Source organism: Amycolatopsis sp. NPDC059235, assembly GCF_042754125.1.
GTDB classification, from domain to species: Bacteria; Actinomycetota; Actinomycetes; order Mycobacteriales; family Pseudonocardiaceae; genus Amycolatopsis; species Amycolatopsis albidoflava.
In genome coordinates this window covers 1-15,861 of the sequence record NZ_JBHZAG010000145.1, presented here as the reverse complement: position 1 = coordinate 15,861, position 15,861 = coordinate 1, and the positions used below count along the sequence as shown (strand labels likewise).

Genomic DNA, 15,861 nt, shown 5'->3' with positions numbered 1-15,861 from the left:
CCCTATCGTCGGCAGCGTCTTTGGTGTATAAGAGACTGGAGAGGCAGTGTGCACGGCCCCCCGGGCCGGGCGCACTGCCTCTCCACACGCCGACTTAAAGGCGATCCCGCCCGCGCCGACGAAGTCGGCGCCATCAACACTGTTCTGGCAGCGTGATCCCATGCGTAGCTACTATCTCCCTCCTGCCGTCCCCGTCGCCGCACTCGTCCTCATGCCGTTCCTGCCGTTCGTCAACTCGTCCGGCCTCTGGCTGGGCTTGCCGAAGATGATGGTCTGGGGCGCCTTCTGGTGTCTCATGTTCACCCCGGCCCTGCTGCTGTCCGAACGGCTGATGTCCCGCAGCGGACAGGAGGATTGACGATGATCCTCGCTTTCACTCTCGTCGGCATCGTGCTGATCGGCGTGCTGGGCTTCGTCGGCCGTCGCCGTCCTGCCGCGGATCTCGCGGAATGGACCGTCGGCGGCCGGAAGTTCGGCGCGCTCACCATGTGGTTTTTGCAGGCCGGGGAGGTTTTCACGACCTTCACCTTCCTCGGCATGGCCGGGTTGGCGTTCTCCGGCGGCGTGGCCGCGATGTACGCGCTGCCGTATGTGCCGATCGCTTACGTGGTCCTGTTTTTCCTGGCCAAGCGGATCTGGCGGATGGGCAAGGAGCGCGGCTACCTGACCCAGGGCGACTTCCTCGAAGACCGGTTCTCGAGCCGCGCGCTCGGCACGGTGTCGGCGATCCTCGGCGTCGTGTTCGTGCTGCCGTATCTGCAGTTGCAGATCACCGGGCTCGGGCTGATCGTCCGGCTCGTGACCGGCGACCACGCGTCCGGCACGCTCAGCATGATCGCGGGCAGCGTCCTGGTGGTCGCGTTCGTGTTGTGGGCCGGGCTGCGCGGCGTGGCGGCGACGTCGTATTTCAAGGACGCGATCATGCTCGTCGTCCTGGTGGTGCTGATCGTCGCGGTGCCCGCGCATTTCGCCGGCGGCGTGTCGGGCGTGTTCCACAAGATCGACCAGTTGCATCCGGAGAAGCTGTTCGTGCACGCCGGGGCCAATGACCACACGTGGTTCATCACGAGCATGCTGGTGAGCGCGATCGGCGTCGGGCTGATGACGCTGCCGCACACCTGGCCTGCGCTGATGTCCGCGCGCGATCCGAAGGTGCTGCGCCGCAACTACACCTGGATGCCGGTGTACGAGCTGTGCCTGCTGCTGCCGATGATCATCGGTTTCGCGGCGATCCTGGTGGTGCCGAAGGGAAGCGACCCGAACGGCGTGCTGCTGACGCTGAGCAAGGACGCGCTGCCGGGCTGGGTCACCGGTCTCGTGGTCGTCGCCGCGACGGCCACCGCGATGGTGCCCGCGGCGGGGATCCTGATCGGCATTTCCTCTTTGGTGGCCCGCAACATCACCCGGGTGCGCAGCGAACGCAAGCAGTTCTGGATCAATCACGGGACGGTCGTGCTGGCCAGCGCGCTCGCCCTGGTGCTCGGCATCTACCGGCCGGACCTGCTGGCGAACCTGCTGCTGCTCACCTATTCCGGGTCGGTGCAGCTGGCCCCGGCGAACCTGCTGGGCTTCCTGAAGAAGGTCCCGGTGGGCAAGGCGCCGGTGTTCGCCGGGCTGCTGGCGGGCGAGGTCGTGGTGATCTGGCTGACCTTTGTGGACACCAAGCTCGTCGGCACGGTGAACGTCGGGCTGGTCGGGCTGGCGGTCAACGTGGTCGTGCTCGCGATCGCGGCGGCTGTCGAACGGGCCGTGACCCGGTCCGGAGACATCGTGGAGACAGGAGAACCGGTATGACGCGGACCCTTTTCGCCGGCGGCACGGTGTTCGACGGGACGGGCAGCCCGCCCGCGCCGGCGGACGTCGCGGTCGAGGACGGCCGGATCGTCGAGGTCGGCACCGGCCTCGACGGCGACCGCGCGGTGGACTGCACCGGCGCGATGCTGCTGCCCGGGATGTTCGACTGCCACGTGCACGTCACGGTGTCGGATCTCGGGTTGCTGCAGCGGGTGCAGAAGCCGTTCTCGTACCAGTTCTATGAGGCGGCGCGGAACCTGTGGACCACGCTGAAGCTCGGCATCACCACGGTGCGCGACGCCGCCGGGGCCGATCTCGGCATCAAGCAGGCGGTCGCGGACGGCCTGATTCCCGGGCCGCGCCTGGAAATCGCGATCGGCCTGATCAGTCCGACCGGCGGGCACGGCGACGGCTGGATGCCGTCCGGGCATTGCGTTCCGCTGTCGCTCCCGCATCCCGGCCGCCCGAGCGCGCTGGCCGACGGTCCGGACGAGATGCGCCGGGTCGCGCGCACTCTGTTGCGGGCCGGGGCCGACGTGCTGAAGGTCTGCACCACCGGCGGGGTGCTGTCGCCGCGGGACGATCCCCGGCATTCGCAGTTCACGCTTGAGGAATTGGACGTCCTGGTCGCCGAAGCGACCATGCAGGGGCGTGCGGTGATGGCCCACGCACAGGGCGCGGAGGGGATCAAGAACGCCGTCCGCGCCGGGATCCGGTCGATCGAACACGGCATCTACCTCGACGACGAGGCGATCGAACTGATGCTCGCGCGCGGCACGTGGCTGGTCCCGACGCTGGTGGCGCCGGTGAACGTCATCCGCGCGGCGGCCGCGGGCGCGGCGTTGCCGGATGCGGTGGTGCAGAAGGCGAAAGAGGTCGCGGAGGTGCATCTGGATTCGGTGCGCCGGGCGGTCGCGGCCGGGGTCCGGATCGCGATGGGCACCGACAGCGGCGTCGGCCCGCACGGGACCAACCTCGAAGAGTTGGAGCTGATGCGCTCGGCCGGGATGAGTCCCGCGGACGTGCTGGTCGCCGCCACTTCGTCGGCCGCTCAGCTGCTGGGCAAGGACGCTGAACTGGGCCGGCTGGCTCCGGGATACCGCGCGGACCTTGTGGTCGTTTCGGGCGATATCTACGATTTCCCGGCTTTGGCGGGGAACGTTCGGGAAGTGTGGCAGGACGGAGCGCGCGCGGTTTGAGGTGGCGGTTTCATGATCACGGCATACTGTGCGCCGTGATCATGAAAACCGAGGAACGCCACGCGTCCTGGCTCGAACTCTTCTTCGACCTGGTCGCGGTCGCCGGCGTCGCCCAGCTTTCGCATCTCGTGCGCGGAACGACCTCCTGGAGCGACGCCGGCCTCTACGTCGTGTGCTTCCTCGCGTTCTGGACCGCGTGGATGTGCTTCACCGTGTACGGCAACGTCACCGGTTCGGCGGCGCGCACCATGCCGCTGCTGCTCGCGATGGCCGGGCTGGTCTTCATGGCGGGTTCGGTGCATGACATCGGCGAGCACGCGCAGGGCTTCGCCATCGCTTACGTCGCGGTGCGCGGGCTCGCGAGCCGGGTGTGGGAAGGCCAGGGAAGCACGCGGATCATCGTCGAATGGCCGATCGTGCACGCGGGGATGGGCGTGGTGCCGTGGTTTGTCTCGTTCTGGGTCGACGCGCCTTGGAAGTACGCGCTGTGGGCGCTGGGACTGGGGATCGACCTGGTGGCCGGGCTGACGATGTCGGGGGAGCAGCTCGCGGCCAAGGTGGCGGAACGGGCGACCCAGTCGAAGCGGCCGGCGCCGGGGCTGGCCTTCGCGCACTTGGATATCGCGCATTTCGGCGAGCGGCTGGGGCTGTTCACGATCATCGTGCTGGGCGAGGGCGTGCTGACGGTCACCGACGCGATGACGGAGATTCAGGACTGGGACTGGTCGTTGCTCTCGACTGTGCTCGGGGTGCTGGCGCTGCTGGCGGCTTTGTGGGGAGCGGCGCTGTTCCAGGGGTTCGGCGGGATCCCGTATTTGTCCCAGACCGCTTGGGGGCCGCGGGTTTTGCTGCCGATGCACTGCCTGGTGGCGGGGTTGCTGGCCGCGTCGGCGGCGGGTTTCGGGGACGCGGTGGAGTCTGTCGCGCACGGCCACGTCGCCGCCGGGACGCGGTGGTTGCTGTGCGGGTGCGTCGCGGCGTTCACCGTGGTGGGCGCGGTCGCTCGGGTGGCTTCCGGGACGTGGAAACGGTGGGATTTCGTCGGTGTGCTCGCCGGATGGGGAATTCCGGCCGTCCTCGGCGCGGTCGGCGGGGGCCTGACTCCGGCGCGGTTCTTGTGGCTGCTGCTGTTGGCTATTGTCCCGAGCTTGGTGCGGGAGTTTCCGCGGCGGAAGCGGGTTGCCGCTGCCGGTTCCGCCGCGTGAGGGGCTCTTTGCCGCCGCGCAGCTCTCAAGCGTTGGCGAGAAGGTCCTTCAGCGCCGCAGCGAATTTGGCCGGATTCCGTTGCGGCGCCAGGTGCGCGCCCGGCGTCTCGGTGAACGGCAGCCCCAGTTCGAGGGCGAGGATTTTGGCGGGCTGGTAGTGATACCAGCCGCGGCTGGCCTCCCCGGCGACCGGCACGATCTCGGTGTTCGTGCGGCGCAGCGCGCGCAAGTCCGGGAGATAGTCGAAGAACTCGGTCAGCTCGCGGTCGAACAGCCGGAGCCAGTCGCTTTCGTTCGGCAGCCGCAGATGCGGCAGGTCCGGCAGCGCGGCGCCGGCGATGCCGTCCGCGAACCGAGTGACCGCGCCCATCAGATCACCCGAACGGGCCAACCGGACCTGCGCCGCCGCGGCCTCCAGAATCCCCGCGGCGTCCGGCATCAGCTGAATAGCCGGCGGCTCGTGCGCGACGAACGTCGTCACCCGGTCCGGATACCGCGCGACGAGATCCAGCCCGATCAGCGCGCCGGCACTGGTCCCGAACATCGAAACCGGCTCGCTCCCGGCGACGTGGTCGAGAACGGCGAGCGCGTCGTCCGCCTGCAGCGGCACCGGAACCGGCCCAGTTGTGGTGTCGGTGCTGGCGAAATGCCCGCGACGGTCGTAGGTGATCACGGTGAAGTCGGTGCGCACAAGCTTGACCAGCGCCCGGAACGAGTCCGCCGCGCCGGTCCCGCCGGGGACCAGCAGCAGGTGCGGCCCCTCGCCGGTCGTGCGGACGGCCAGTTCGCCGCCCTCGACCGGACAGCGATGCTCGGCAGTCTCCGCATCTTCCGCGATCATGCCGAGAGTCAAGCACAACCAGGGTCACCCGATCGCTTCCGGGACGCCGGTTTTTGTCGGTGGGGGGTGCGAGACTCCGGAGATGACGAGTTGGGATGAGTTCAGTGCCGCCGTCCCGTCGCTGGCCTCGCGCGTACGAGCCCGTTTCGATGCCGCGGATTCGCACGTCCTGGCCACCCTCCGAAGCGACGGTTCGCCGCGGGTGAGCGGTTCGGAGATCGACTTCCGGGACGGCGAGGCCTACCTCGGGTCGATGCTCGACGCGCTGAAGGCCCGCGACCTCCGGCGCGACGATCGCTTCGCCCTGCACGCCTGCCCCGGCATCGAGGAAGGTGGCGACGCGAAAATCGCCGGCCGCGCGGTGGAGATCACCGACCCGGCGGAGAGAACGCGGATCCAGGAGGGACAGGAGAGCCACCTGTTCCGGCTGGACCTGCGGGAGGCCGTGGTGACGTGGGTGGAGGACAACACGCTGTGGATCGAATCGTGGCACCCGGGGAGCTGGGTGCGCTTCGCGAGGCCGGACAACGGTCCCGCGGTGCGGACGGAGCTGGAGCTCGGGTGAAGGGGAGGGGACGGAGGGTTTGAGGAGGTTGGCTGGTTGAGGGGTGGTTGGCCCGCTGGCGTGGCGGGGCGGCCGGATGGCGTGGCGGTGCGAGCGGATCGAGGTGAGGCGGGCAGGGCGCATCGGTGGTGAGGCGGTCTAGGTGAGCGGGCTGGTCGCATCTCTGGTGAGGCGGTCGAGGCAAGGCGGCCAGGTCGCGTGGCTGGGGCTGGCTTGTCGAGCCAATTAGCCGCGCGTCGCGGCGGCGCACGCCGGTCGAGGCGAAGAGAACTGCCCGCGAGAAGCGGTGAGCGCCAACGACAGGGAACGAGCCGGTCGAAGCTCTAACCTGGGCTGATGAAACTCACGTCCACCGTGCTCGACGCGCCCGAACCCCGGGCGCTGGCCGAGTTCTACCGCGAGCTGCTCGGGTGGCCCATCGGCGCTGACGAGCCGGACTGGGTCACCTTGCGTCCGCCGGAAGGTGGGGCAGGGCTGTCGTTTCAGCTGGAGGCGCGGTACGTGCCGCCCGTGTGGCCGGCCGGCGCCGGGGAGCAGCAGATGCAGCTGCACCTCGACTTCGAAGTCGACGGTCGCGCCGCGTTGGAGGCCGCCGTCGCGAAGGCGGTCGCCGCGGGTGCTCGGGTGGCGGGGTTCCAACCGCAAGAGGATGTGCGGGTGTTGATGGACCCAGTCGGGCATCCGTTCTGCTTCTGGACAGACGACCGACCCTGACGAACTCAGCTGGGTGAGCAACGCCGGACACGGTGCCAGCCCAGCAGAAAGCTGGCCCGGATCCACGACCCGGGCCAGCAGCTCACATCCGTTCCAAAATCGTCGCCGTAGCCATCGCGCCGCCAGCGCACATCGACACCAGGGCCGTCGTCTTGTCCTGGCGTTCCAGTTCATGCAACGCCGTCGTCAACAGCCGCGCGCCGGTGCTTCCTACCGGGTGTCCGAGGGCGATCGCGCCGCCGTTGACATTCACTCGCGACTCGTCCGGATTGTGCATGCGCTGCCACGAAAGCACGACCGACGCGAACGCCTCGTTCACCTCGAACAGGTCCACGTCGCCGATCTTCATCCCGGCCGCGTCCAAAACCCGCGCAGTGGCTTGAACAGGACCGTCCAGGTGGTAGTACGGCTCCGCGCCGACCAAGGCCTGCCGCCGGATCCGGGCGCGCGGGCGCAGGCCCAGCGAGCGGGCCAACGAAGCGTCCATGATCAGCACCGCGGCGGCGCCGTCGGAGATTTGGGACGACGAGCCTGCCGTGTGGATTCCGTCCGGCACCACCGGCTTCAACCGGGCCAGACCCTCCATTGTGGTCTCTCGCAGTCCCTGATCCCGGTCCACCACACCGGCTTCCGTCGTGACCGGCACGATCTCCCGGGAGAAATGCCCGGCCGCCCAGGCCGCCGCGGCATTGGCCTGGGAGCGCACCCCGAAGGCGTCGACGTCCTCGCGCGTGATGCCTCGCCGGGCCGCGATCCGTTCTGCCGCACCGTATTGGTCCGGCATGTCGATCGACCACGCGTCCGGTTTGGGGGAGCCGACGCTCTCGCCGCGGTTCGCGCCGAGCGGCACGCGGCTCATCGCCTCGGCCCCGCATGCCACGCCGACGCTGATCGCGTCCGCCGCGATCAGGCCGGCGACCAGATGCGCGGCCTGCTGCGCCGAACCGCATTGCGCGTCGATCGTCGTGGCCCCGGTCGATTCCGGCAGGCCCGCGTGCAGCCACGCGGTGCGGGTCAGGTTGCCGCACTGCTCGCCCGCCTGCGTGACCGCCCCGCCGATCACCTGTTCCACCTGGGCCGGGTCGATGCCGGCCCGGTCGACCACCCCGCGCACGGCCGCGCCCAGCAGTTCGGCCGCGTGCAGGCCGGACAGCCAGCCGCCGCGCTTGCCGATCGGCGTGCGTGCCGCGGCCACGATCACCGGTTCGCCCACGAGTGTCCCCTTTCCGAGCTCCGTACCCCGCAAAACTAGAACACGTTCCTATTCAACACAAGCAAGCCCACGAAAAAGCGGAAGTCGATCACTGGATCCTGAGCAAGCGCTCACCAGCGCCAACCGGTTCTGGAACGGTAAAGTAAACAGGTTTCACTCAAGCGGGTTCCGTTGGTTAACACCGTATGCTCTACTGGGGTCATAGAACGCGTTGCAGTTGGGTATCACCGCCGATCCCGCGCAGGAGGCCAAGCCGTGGCAGCCCCGCTTTTGCCCGCCGGTTTCGACTTCACCGATCCGGACCTCTACGCCAGCCGGCTGCCCCTGGAGGAGTTCGCCGAACTCCGCCGCACGGCGCCCGTCTGGTGGAACCCGCAGCCGCACAACACCGCCGGATTCGGCGACGACGGCTACTGGGTCGTCACGCGACACGCCGACGTCAAGGCGGTCTCGCGCGACAGCGAACTCTATTCGTCAGGCGAGAAGACCGCGATCATCCGGTTCGACGACCAGATGACCCAGGAAGGCCTCGACGCCAACCGGCTGGTCCTGCTGAACATGGACGCGCCGCAGCACACCAAGCTCCGCCGCATCGTGTCGAAGGGGTTCACCCCGCGCTCGATCTCGAAGCTCGAGGACACCTTGCGCGACCGCGCCGAGCGAATCGTCCACGAGGCCAAGAAAAAGGGCTCGGGCGACTTCGTCATCGACGTCGCGTGCGAGCTGCCGCTGCAGGCGATCGCCGAGCTGATCGGCGTGCCGCAGGAGGACCGGCTCAAGATCTTCGACTGGTCCAACCAGATGATCGCCTACGACGACCCCGAGTACGACGTCGAGCCGCTCGCCGCCTCCGCCGAGATCGTCGGCTACGCCTGGAACATGGCCGAGGACCGTCGCCGCTGCCCGATGGACGACATCGTCACGAAGCTCGTCCAGGCCGACGTCGACGGCGAATCGCTCGGCTCCGACGAGTTCGCCTTCTTCGTGATCCTGCTGGCCGTCGCGGGCAACGAGACCACCCGCAACGCCATCACGCACGGCATGAAGGCGTTCCTCGACCACCCGGAGCAGTGGGACCTCTTCAAGGAAAAGCGCCCGAAGACCGCGCCGGACGAGATCGTCCGCTGGGCGACGCCGGTCGTCGCGTTCCAGCGCACCGCGACCCGCGACACCGAACTGGGCGGCGCGCGGATCCGCAAGGGCGACCGCGTCGGGATGTTCTACAGCTCGGCCAACTTCGACCCCGAGGTCTTCGACGATCCCGGCAAGTTCGACATCATGCGCGAGGACAACCAGCACGTCGGCTTCGGCGGCACCGGTTCGCACTACTGCATCGGCGCGAACCTGGCCCGGCTGGAGATCGACCTGATCTTCAACGCGATCGCCGACGTGATGCCGAACATCGCCGAGGCCGCCGCGCCCGAGCGGCTGCGTTCCAGCTGGCTCAACGGGATCAAGCACTACCAGGTCCGCTACGCCTGAGCAGACTGGGCAGGCGAAACGCCCGGGTGACGCACCTGATCGGCAAGGAGCACGACGCACCGGCATGATGGCCCCGTGCGCACGACGGTAGACGCGGAATTCGGCGTCCGGGTGACGAAACCCGGCCTCGCCGCGATCTCGGTCGCCGCCGTGCGCGCGGACGCCGGTGAACTCACCGTGTCCGACGCCGGTTCCGCACGCACCGCCGAGTTCGAACACGGCACGCGCGCGGAGGTGTACGACCTGGCCGAGGGCGAGCATCGCGTGGCCTATCACGGCGAACGCGTGCTGCACCGCGGCAGCGCCGAACCTGTCACGCTCGCCGACGTCGCGCGCTATACGCGGCCTAGCCGGTACTGCCCGTCCGACCGGATGGGCGGGCTCCTTCCGCTGGGCATCGGCGATCTCGCCACTGCGCGCGAGCGGGTGCAGGCGATCGTCGAGCACGTGAACCGCAGGCTCGCGTACGTCGTCGGCTCCGGCGGCCCCACTCACGACGCCATCGACACGCTTCTCGCCGGCGAAGGCGTGTGTCGCGACTTCGCGCACGTATGCGTCGCGCTCTGCCGAATCGTGGACGTCCCCGCGCGCTACACGTCGGTGTATGCGCCGGGCTTGCAGCCGATGGATTTTCACGCGGTCTTCGAAGCGGGCATCGACGGCCGCTGGTACGTCTTCGACGCCACCCGGTTGGCCCCGCGCCAGACCATGCTCCGCATCGCGACCGGACGCGACGCCGCCGACACCCCGTTCCTCGCGACGCTGGGCTGCGAACTCGACTTCCTCGGCGCGACCGTCTTCGCCACGACCGACGGGCCGCTGCCGCGTGACGACGGGCACGCCCCGGTCGTACTGGCCTGAATGCGTGTCTTTTGCGACAAACAGCGCGTCCGCTGGGTAGACAGTGACAGTGAAGCGTTCCCGCAAGACCCCTGGGCCGAGCAGATGGGCCCGCGCGCGTGCCCGGTATCGATGGCTGGACCACATCGCTCGCGCCACCAACCGGTACATCGACTACGGCGGCTACCACTACGTCGCGTCGATTACCTACTTCAGCCTGCTGTCGCTGGTGCCGATCCTGATGCTGTCGTCGTCGGCGGCCGGGTTCGTCCTGGCGACGCAACCGCACCTGCTCGACGCGCTGGTGCGCGGCATCTCCGGCTCGCTGCCCGGCCCGATCGGCGAGCAGGTGTCGTCGATCCTGACGAAGTTCGTGGACCAGCGCACCGGCGTCGGGGTCGCCGGTCTGGTCGTGGGCCTGTACTCCGGCTGGAACTGGATGAACGCGCTGCGGGACGCGCTCACCGCGATGTACGGCCAGAACCGGTCCGAGGGGCCGCTGCTTCGCACCATCCTGATGGACGTGCTCGCGCTGCTCGGCTTGGCCGCCGCGCTGCTGGTGTCGTTCGGGATCTCGGCGTCCGGCACCGCGGTCGGCCGCTCGCTGCTGAGCCTGGTCGGCGTCGAGGACACGAGCTGGGGGCACACCGTGCTGTCGTTCGTCTCGGTGCCGCTGGCGCTGCTGGCCGACTGGATGGTGTTCCTGTGGGTGCTCACCCGGCTGCCGCGCGAACGCGTCGGCTGGCGCAGTGCGATGCGCGGCGCGGTGGCGGCGGCAGTGGGATTCGAGCTGCTCAAACAGGCTGGCGGGTTCTACCTCAACTTGATCAGCGTGTCGCCGTCCGGAGTCGCGTTCGGTTCGGTGATCGGTCTGCTGTTCTTCATTTCGCTGATCGCGCGGATGCTCGTGTACATCACCGCCTGGACCGCCACCGCTCGCGACGCGCCGCGCAAACCGATTCAGCCGCCGGCCGCGACGCAGCTGCGCCCGATCATCGCGCCCAAGCAGCACAGTGCGCGAGCTGCTGTGCTGGGCGCGATGGTCGGGGCGCTAGGGACACTCTTCGCGTTGCGAGGCCGACGAAAAGACTAGGGCTTTTCCGATCCGACGACCCACATGCTGAAGTACTGCGAGCCGCCGCCGTAGGCGTGTCCTAAGGCGACTCGGGCACCGTCCACTTGGTAATCCCCAGCGCGGCCCATCACCTGCTTCGCTGCCTCGGAAAACCGCAGCATCCCGGACGCGCCAATGGGATTCGACGACAGCACGCCGCCAGAAGCGTTCACCGGCAGCCGTCCGCCGATCGCAGTGTCGCCAGCTTCGGTGATCTTCCAGCCTTCGCCTTCGGCGGCGAAGCCGAGGTTCTCCAGCCACATCGGCTCGAACCAGGAGAACGGCACGTAGATCTCCGCGACGTCCACTTCGGACAGCGGATCGGTGATGCCCGCGTCGCGCCACAACGCGGCCGCGGCGTCACGTCCGGCTTGCGGGCTGACCTGGTCGCGTCCGGCGAACGTCGTGGGCTCGGTCCGCATCGCGGTCGCGTGGATCCAGGCCGCGCCGCCGGGCACAGCGTCTCCGGCTGCTTCGTCGCCGAGCACCATCGCGCAAGCGCCGTCGGAGGACGGACACGTTTCGTCGTACCGGATCGGATCCCACAGCATCTGCGACGCCTGCACCGACTCGACCGTGATGTCGGACTGCTGCAAGTGCGCGAACGGATTCAGCGCGCCATTGCGTCGATCCTTCGCCGCGACGATCGCGCCGATGTGTTCGGGCGCACCGGAACGGCGGATGTAAGACCGCACATGCGGCGCGAAATACCCGCCGGCTCCAGCGCCGACCGGCATCTGGAACGGCGGCAGGATCGACAGGCCCCACATCGCGTTCGACTCGGACTGCTTCTCGAACGCCACCGTCAGCACACGCCGGTGCACTCCGGACTGGACCAGCGAAGCGGCGACCAGCGCGGTCGACCCGCCCACCGAACCCGCGGTGTGGACGCGAATCAACGGCTTTCCGTTCGCGCCCAACGCGTCCGCGAGGAACAGTTCGGGCATCATGACGCCCTCGAACAGGTCCGGTGCCTTGCCGATCACGACGGCTTCGATGTCGTCCCAGCCGACCTGGGCGTCCGCCATCGCGCGGTCGATCGCTTCGCGGAGCAGACCGGCCATCGACACGTCGGTGCGCTTCGCGCGGTGGTGCGTCTGCCCGGTCCCGAGCACCGCGGCGAGCTGCTTGGTCATCGTGCCTCCAGCACGGCGAGGAGGTTCTGCTGCAGGGCGGGTCCGCTGGTCGCGTGGGCGAGCGTCTTGGCCGCCTCGCCGCGATGGATCCGCGCGGCGGCCTCGCCGATCCGCGCGAGACCGGCGGAGAACATCGGATTCCCGGTGAGTGCGCCGCCAGACGGATTGATCCGCACGTTGTCGGCGAAACCGAGTTCGCGGCGCAGGATGAGTTCCTGGTGCGTGAATGGCGCGTGCAGTTCGGCCAGCTCGACGCCGTCGAGATCAAGCCGGGCCGCGGCAATGGCGGTGGACGGGGAGCGCGTGAGGTCGCGCGCGCCCAGCACGGGGGAGTCGATGCGGTGCTCCAGCCCGGAGATGATCGCGGGCCGCTCCACGAGGTCGCGGGCTCGTTCCTCCGACGCCAGGATGATCACCGACGCGCCATCCGTTACCGGCGCGATGTCATGCGCACGAAGGGGATCGGCGACATATGGAGTGTCGAGCAGATCAGCGACGTCCACGGTTCCGGACAGCTGCGCGGCTGGATTGTTCGCCGCATCCGCGCGAGACCGGGCGGCGACTTCGGCGAGGTCCTTTTCGGACCACAGCCCGCCTTCGAGGCCCAGCCGGGCTTGCAGGCCGGCAATCGCCAGCGAGTCCGGCCACAGTGGAGTGACGAGGTACGGGTCCAGCTGCATCGCCATGACGCGGCGGAGCTGTCCGGCGCTGGCTTTGCCGAAGCCGTACACGAGCGCGGTGTCGACCTCACCGGTGCGGATCTTCAGCCACGCCTCGTACAGCGCCCACGCGGCGTCCATTTCCACATGGGACTCGTTGATCGGCGGGAACGCACCCAGCGCGTCGACCGCGGCGATGAACGAAAACGCGCGTCCGGCAAGGTAATCCGACGAACCGGAGCACCAGAATCCGATGTCTTGTTTGGACAGTCCGGTGGCGGCGAAGGCCTCGGCGAGGATCGGCACGAGCATTTCCACGCCGTTGGTGGTGCCCTCGGTCTTGCGGACGTTGGGCGCCTGCGCGAAACCGGCTACGGCTACTTCAGGCATGGTTCCTCACAGGTGGTGGGCGAAAGTCTCGTACGCGGCGTCCGGCTCGCCGGTGGGTTCGAAGTGGCTGATGTTCTCCAGCGACGTCCACCATTCCTCGCGCGGCCGCCAGTTGGCGCGCACGCGCATGCCCATCCGGACTTCCTCGGCGGCACAGCCGAGCACGAGGTGGAGGAAGGCGATGTCGGCCCCGTCGAGCAGGATGTACGCCGCGACGTACGGCGGTTTGAGACGCTGGCCGAGGAACGGCACGTTGACGATGCAGAAGGTCGTGACGATGCCGGCGTCGGGCAGTTCCACCTCGTCGGTGGTCGGCACGCCGTCCACCGGGCACGCGCCGCGCGGCGGGATGTAGACCTTGCCGCATTCCGGGCAGCGCTGGCCGAGCATCCGTCCTTCGGCGAGACCGCGCAGGTACCGGCTTTCCTCCGGCGACGCGGAATGCTGGTATTTCAGGTGCACCGGCGTGATGATCACGCTGACCGGCGCGCCTTCCTCGCGTTTCGCCACCGGCGGCGGAGCCTCGGTGGGCGTGGTGTCCGGTGCGCCGGAGGGCAGGAAGTACGCGATGTCGCGGATGTGGCCGACGGTCTCGTCCGCCCACCGCACGCGCACGCGCTGTCCGATGTGGACATTGTCCGGGGAACCGGCGTCGAGCGCGTGCAGCAGACTGGTGTCCGCGCCGTCGAGTTTCACCAGCACCCAGGCGAACGGACGCGACAGCGGCTGGCCGTCGAGCGGATCCGCGCACCAGGACCAGGAAACGACGACGCCTTCCGCGCTCACCGGGACGAACTCCGTCAACGGGTCCGCGGTGGCCGGGTCGTACTCGACCGGCGGCACGTGCACGCGTCCGTCGCTGCCGCGCACGCCCTCGATCCGGCGTTCGCGCAGCGCGTTGACGAAGCGGCCGAGCACCGGGCCGGTGGAACGGGTGTAGTCGAAGCCGACGTTGAGCGGCGCCGACAGAGGGGCATCCGAAACCGTCACGGCTCCGAGTGAAACACGTTCTCGAATCCGAGGCAAGGAACCTGTTGTGTCTAGGTGGAACGCGTTCTAGATTTGGAAGATGGACCTGGGACTGTGGACCATCGCCGCGGCCGAGCCCGCCCGGGTGGCGCTGGTGGATCCGGACGGGCGGGAAATCTCCTACGGCGAGCTGACGGCGAAAGCCAACCGGTACGCCTCTGGCTTGCGAGAGCTGGGCTTGGGCGTCGGCGATTCAGTGGTGCTGCTGCTGCCGAACGGCGACGACCTGGTCGCGGCGTACTTCGCGGCGATCCAGACCGGGCTGTACGTGGTGGTGGTGAACTGGCATCTGGTCGGGCCGGAAGTCGCGTACATCCTCTCCGACAGCGGGGCGAAGGCGTTCCTGGCGCATGAGCGGTTCGCCGACGTCGCGGTGGCTGCGGCTGACGAGGCCGGACTGCCTGCTTCGGCGCGGTTCGCTGTCGGTGCGGTGCCTGGCTTCCGTCGAGCCGAGGAATTGGGCGCCGGGCTCGGCGACGGACGGCCGGACAACCGGACCGCCGGGTCGCCGATGCTCTACACGTCCGGTACGACTGGGCGGCCCAAGGGCGTCAAGCGGCCGTTGACCGGGGCTGATCCGGATCAGGTGCCTGCTGCCTCGACGTGGTTCTTCGGGGTGTTCGGGCTTCGGCCGTTCGACGATCACGTGCATTTGTGCGGGTCGCCGCTGTATCACACGGCGGTGCTGAATTTTGTGGCTATTTCGCTGCAGTTGGGGCATACCGCGGTGCTGATGGATCGGTGGGATGCCGAGGAGATGCTGCGGTTGATCGAGCGGCATCGGGTTACGCACAGCCACATGGTGCCGACGCAGTTCCGTCGGTTGCTGGGCTTGCCGGACGACGTGCGCGCGAAATATGACCACAGTTCACTGCGGGTGATGATTCACGGCGCGGCGCCTTGTCCGCTTGAGGTGAAGCGGCAGATGCTCGACTGGTGGGGACCGGTCGTCACGGAGTATTACGCGGCCACTGAAGGCGGCGGAACGGTGATCAACGGCGAGGACTGGTTGCGCAAGCCGGGGTCGGTCGGGTTGCCGTGGCCTGGGTCGACGATCCGGATTCTTGACGACGCCGGGGAAGAGGTGCCGACGGGCGAGACCGGCGCGGTGTACATGAAGATGGGCGACTCCAAGTTCGAGTATCACCGGGACAAGGCCAAGACGGAGAAGGCTCGGGTCGGGGACTTGTTCACGCTCGGCGACGTCGGGCATCTTGACGAGGACGGGTATCTGTTCCTGCACGATCGCAAGGCGGACATGATCATTTCCGGCGGGGTGAATATTTATCCGGCGGAGATCGAGGGTGAGCTGGTGATGCATCCGAAGGTCGCGGATGTGGCTGTGTTCGGGGTGCCGCATGAGGATTGGGGCGAGGAGATCAAGGCGGTGGTGCAGCCTGCGGACGGGGTTTCGGGGTCGGCGGAGTTGACTGCCGAGTTGCTCGCGTATGCGGAGACTCGGTTGGCTCGGTTCAAGTTGCCTCGGTCGGTGGATTACTTGCCGGAGTTGCCTCGGGATCCCAATGGGAAGCTTTACAAGCGGAAGTTGCGGGATCAGTACGTTTCGTGAGGTGAGGCGGGGTGGGGTGGGGGCCCACCACCCCTCAGCCTGATGGTGACTACGGGCGGGGGGGGGGGGTGTGGGGGGGGGAAGGGAGGTGATACAGCAACCCCCCCCCC

15 protein-coding genes are annotated in these 15,861 nt (G+C 68.4%); 10 read left to right on the top strand and 5 right to left on the bottom strand.

Translation table 11 applies throughout. From position 1 onward, the window contains the following. Positions 1–160: 160 nt before the first annotated feature. Genes ACFXI3_RS45030 through ACFXI3_RS45015 form a run of 4 tightly spaced genes read left to right on the top strand, consistent with a single transcriptional unit; the run spans position 161 to position 4,198 of the window. Positions 161–358: a hypothetical protein gene (locus ACFXI3_RS45030; protein WP_344267696.1), complete on the top strand. Its 198-nt coding sequence runs from the start codon at positions 161–163 to the stop codon at positions 356–358. Between the two features lie 2 nt (positions 359–360). After that, positions 361–1,794 carry a sodium:solute symporter gene (locus tag ACFXI3_RS45025; protein WP_378408217.1) on the top strand — a complete coding sequence of 478 codons (1,434 nt, stop codon included), beginning with the start codon at positions 361–363 and terminating at the stop codon, positions 1,792–1,794. Then, positions 1,791–2,993 (top strand): amidohydrolase family protein, encoded by a 1,203-nt coding sequence (locus tag ACFXI3_RS45020; RefSeq protein WP_378408215.1) that lies wholly within the window; start codon positions 1,791–1,793, stop codon positions 2,991–2,993. Before ACFXI3_RS45025 ends, ACFXI3_RS45020 begins: the two co-directional genes overlap by 4 nt. A gap of 41 nt (positions 2,994–3,034) precedes the next feature. Then, a complete protein-coding gene (locus ACFXI3_RS45015) occupies positions 3,035–4,198 on the top strand; it encodes a low temperature requirement protein A (RefSeq protein WP_378408219.1) in 1,164 nt (387 codons plus the stop codon). Positions 4,199–4,223: 25 nt separating this feature from the next. Here ACFXI3_RS45015 and ACFXI3_RS45010 read toward each other — a convergent pair whose 3' ends face one another. After that, the gene (locus tag ACFXI3_RS45010; RefSeq protein WP_378408213.1) at positions 4,224–5,039 is read right to left on the bottom strand and encodes an alpha/beta fold hydrolase; all 816 of its coding nucleotides are present in this window, start codon (positions 5,037–5,039) and stop codon (positions 4,224–4,226) included. Between the two features lie 82 nt (positions 5,040–5,121). Between ACFXI3_RS45010 and ACFXI3_RS45005 the strand changes: the two genes are divergently transcribed. Further along, the gene (locus tag ACFXI3_RS45005) at positions 5,122–5,604 is read left to right on the top strand and encodes a pyridoxamine 5'-phosphate oxidase family protein (protein ID WP_378408211.1); all 483 of its coding nucleotides are present in this window, start codon (positions 5,122–5,124) and stop codon (positions 5,602–5,604) included. Between the two features lie 336 nt (positions 5,605–5,940). Then, complete coding sequence (locus ACFXI3_RS45000; protein WP_378408209.1) at positions 5,941–6,318, top strand: VOC family protein; 378 nt, start codon at positions 5,941–5,943, stop codon at positions 6,316–6,318. A gap of 82 nt (positions 6,319–6,400) precedes the next feature. On the opposite strand, the gene ACFXI3_RS44995 is transcribed toward ACFXI3_RS45000, so the two are convergent. Continuing rightward, on the bottom strand, positions 6,401–7,531 hold the full coding sequence (locus tag ACFXI3_RS44995; RefSeq protein ID WP_378408207.1) for a steroid 3-ketoacyl-CoA thiolase: 1,131 nt from the start codon (positions 7,529–7,531) through the stop codon (positions 6,401–6,403). A gap of 255 nt (positions 7,532–7,786) precedes the next feature. Between ACFXI3_RS44995 and ACFXI3_RS44990 the strand changes: the two genes are divergently transcribed. The 3 genes from ACFXI3_RS44990 (at position 7,787) to ACFXI3_RS44980 (ending at position 10,946) form a co-directional block, all read left to right on the top strand. Continuing rightward, a complete protein-coding gene (locus ACFXI3_RS44990) occupies positions 7,787–9,013 on the top strand; it encodes a cytochrome P450 (protein WP_344267681.1) in 1,227 nt (408 codons plus the stop codon). A gap of 75 nt (positions 9,014–9,088) precedes the next feature. After that, complete coding sequence (locus ACFXI3_RS44985; protein ID WP_378408204.1) at positions 9,089–9,874, top strand: transglutaminase family protein; 786 nt, start codon at positions 9,089–9,091, stop codon at positions 9,872–9,874. A 43-nt stretch (positions 9,875–9,917) separates the two neighbouring features. After that, the gene (locus ACFXI3_RS44980) at positions 9,918–10,946 is read left to right on the top strand and encodes a YhjD/YihY/BrkB family envelope integrity protein (RefSeq protein ID WP_344267677.1); all 1,029 of its coding nucleotides are present in this window, start codon (positions 9,918–9,920) and stop codon (positions 10,944–10,946) included. Here ACFXI3_RS44980 and ACFXI3_RS44975 read toward each other — a convergent pair. From ACFXI3_RS44975 to ACFXI3_RS44965, 3 genes are read right to left on the bottom strand one after another with little or no spacing between them, the layout of a single operon-like run. Continuing rightward, positions 10,943–12,103 (bottom strand): thiolase domain-containing protein, encoded by a 1,161-nt coding sequence (locus ACFXI3_RS44975; protein WP_344267676.1) that lies wholly within the window; start codon positions 12,101–12,103, stop codon positions 10,943–10,945. The genes ACFXI3_RS44980 and ACFXI3_RS44975 overlap by 4 nt on opposite strands. After that, positions 12,100–13,152: a thiolase domain-containing protein gene (locus ACFXI3_RS44970; RefSeq protein ID WP_370938942.1), complete on the bottom strand. Its 1,053-nt coding sequence runs from the start codon at positions 13,150–13,152 to the stop codon at positions 12,100–12,102. Before ACFXI3_RS44970 ends, ACFXI3_RS44975 begins: the two co-directional genes overlap by 4 nt. Positions 13,153–13,158: 6 nt before the next feature. Beyond that, complete coding sequence (locus ACFXI3_RS44965; protein WP_378408202.1) at positions 13,159–14,142, bottom strand: Zn-ribbon domain-containing OB-fold protein; 984 nt, start codon at positions 14,140–14,142, stop codon at positions 13,159–13,161. 79 nt (positions 14,143–14,221) lie between these two features. Between ACFXI3_RS44965 and ACFXI3_RS44960 the strand changes: the two genes are divergently transcribed. Further along, positions 14,222–15,751 carry an acyl-CoA synthetase gene (locus ACFXI3_RS44960; RefSeq protein ID WP_378408200.1) on the top strand — a complete coding sequence of 510 codons (1,530 nt, stop codon included), beginning with the start codon at positions 14,222–14,224 and terminating at the stop codon, positions 15,749–15,751. Positions 15,752–15,861: the final 110 nt, after the last annotated feature.

Excerpts from the sequence above, each read along its gene's own strand:
- ACFXI3_RS45030 (WP_344267696.1), top strand. The coding sequence starts at position 161 with ATGCGTAGCTACTATCTCCCTCCTGCCGTCCCCGTCGCCGCACTCGTC.
- ACFXI3_RS45025 (WP_378408217.1), top strand. The coding sequence starts at position 361 with ATGATCCTCGCTTTCACTCTCGTCGGCATCGTGCTGATCGGCGTGCTG.
- ACFXI3_RS45020 (WP_378408215.1), top strand. The coding sequence starts at position 1,791 with ATGACGCGGACCCTTTTCGCCGGCGGCACGGTGTTCGACGGGACGGGC.
- ACFXI3_RS45015 (WP_378408219.1), top strand. The coding sequence starts at position 3,035 with ATGAAAACCGAGGAACGCCACGCGTCCTGGCTCGAACTCTTCTTCGAC.
- ACFXI3_RS45010 (WP_378408213.1), bottom strand. The coding sequence starts at position 5,039 with ATGATCGCGGAAGATGCGGAGACTGCCGAGCATCGCTGTCCGGTCGAG.
- ACFXI3_RS45005 (WP_378408211.1), top strand. The coding sequence starts at position 5,122 with ATGACGAGTTGGGATGAGTTCAGTGCCGCCGTCCCGTCGCTGGCCTCG.
- ACFXI3_RS45000 (WP_378408209.1), top strand. The coding sequence starts at position 5,941 with ATGAAACTCACGTCCACCGTGCTCGACGCGCCCGAACCCCGGGCGCTG.
- ACFXI3_RS44975 (WP_344267676.1), bottom strand. The coding sequence starts at position 12,103 with ATGACCAAGCAGCTCGCCGCGGTGCTCGGGACCGGGCAGACGCACCAC.
- ACFXI3_RS44970 (WP_370938942.1), bottom strand. The coding sequence starts at position 13,152 with ATGCCTGAAGTAGCCGTAGCCGGTTTCGCGCAGGCGCCCAACGTCCGC.
- ACFXI3_RS44960 (WP_378408200.1), top strand. The coding sequence starts at position 14,222 with ATGGACCTGGGACTGTGGACCATCGCCGCGGCCGAGCCCGCCCGGGTG.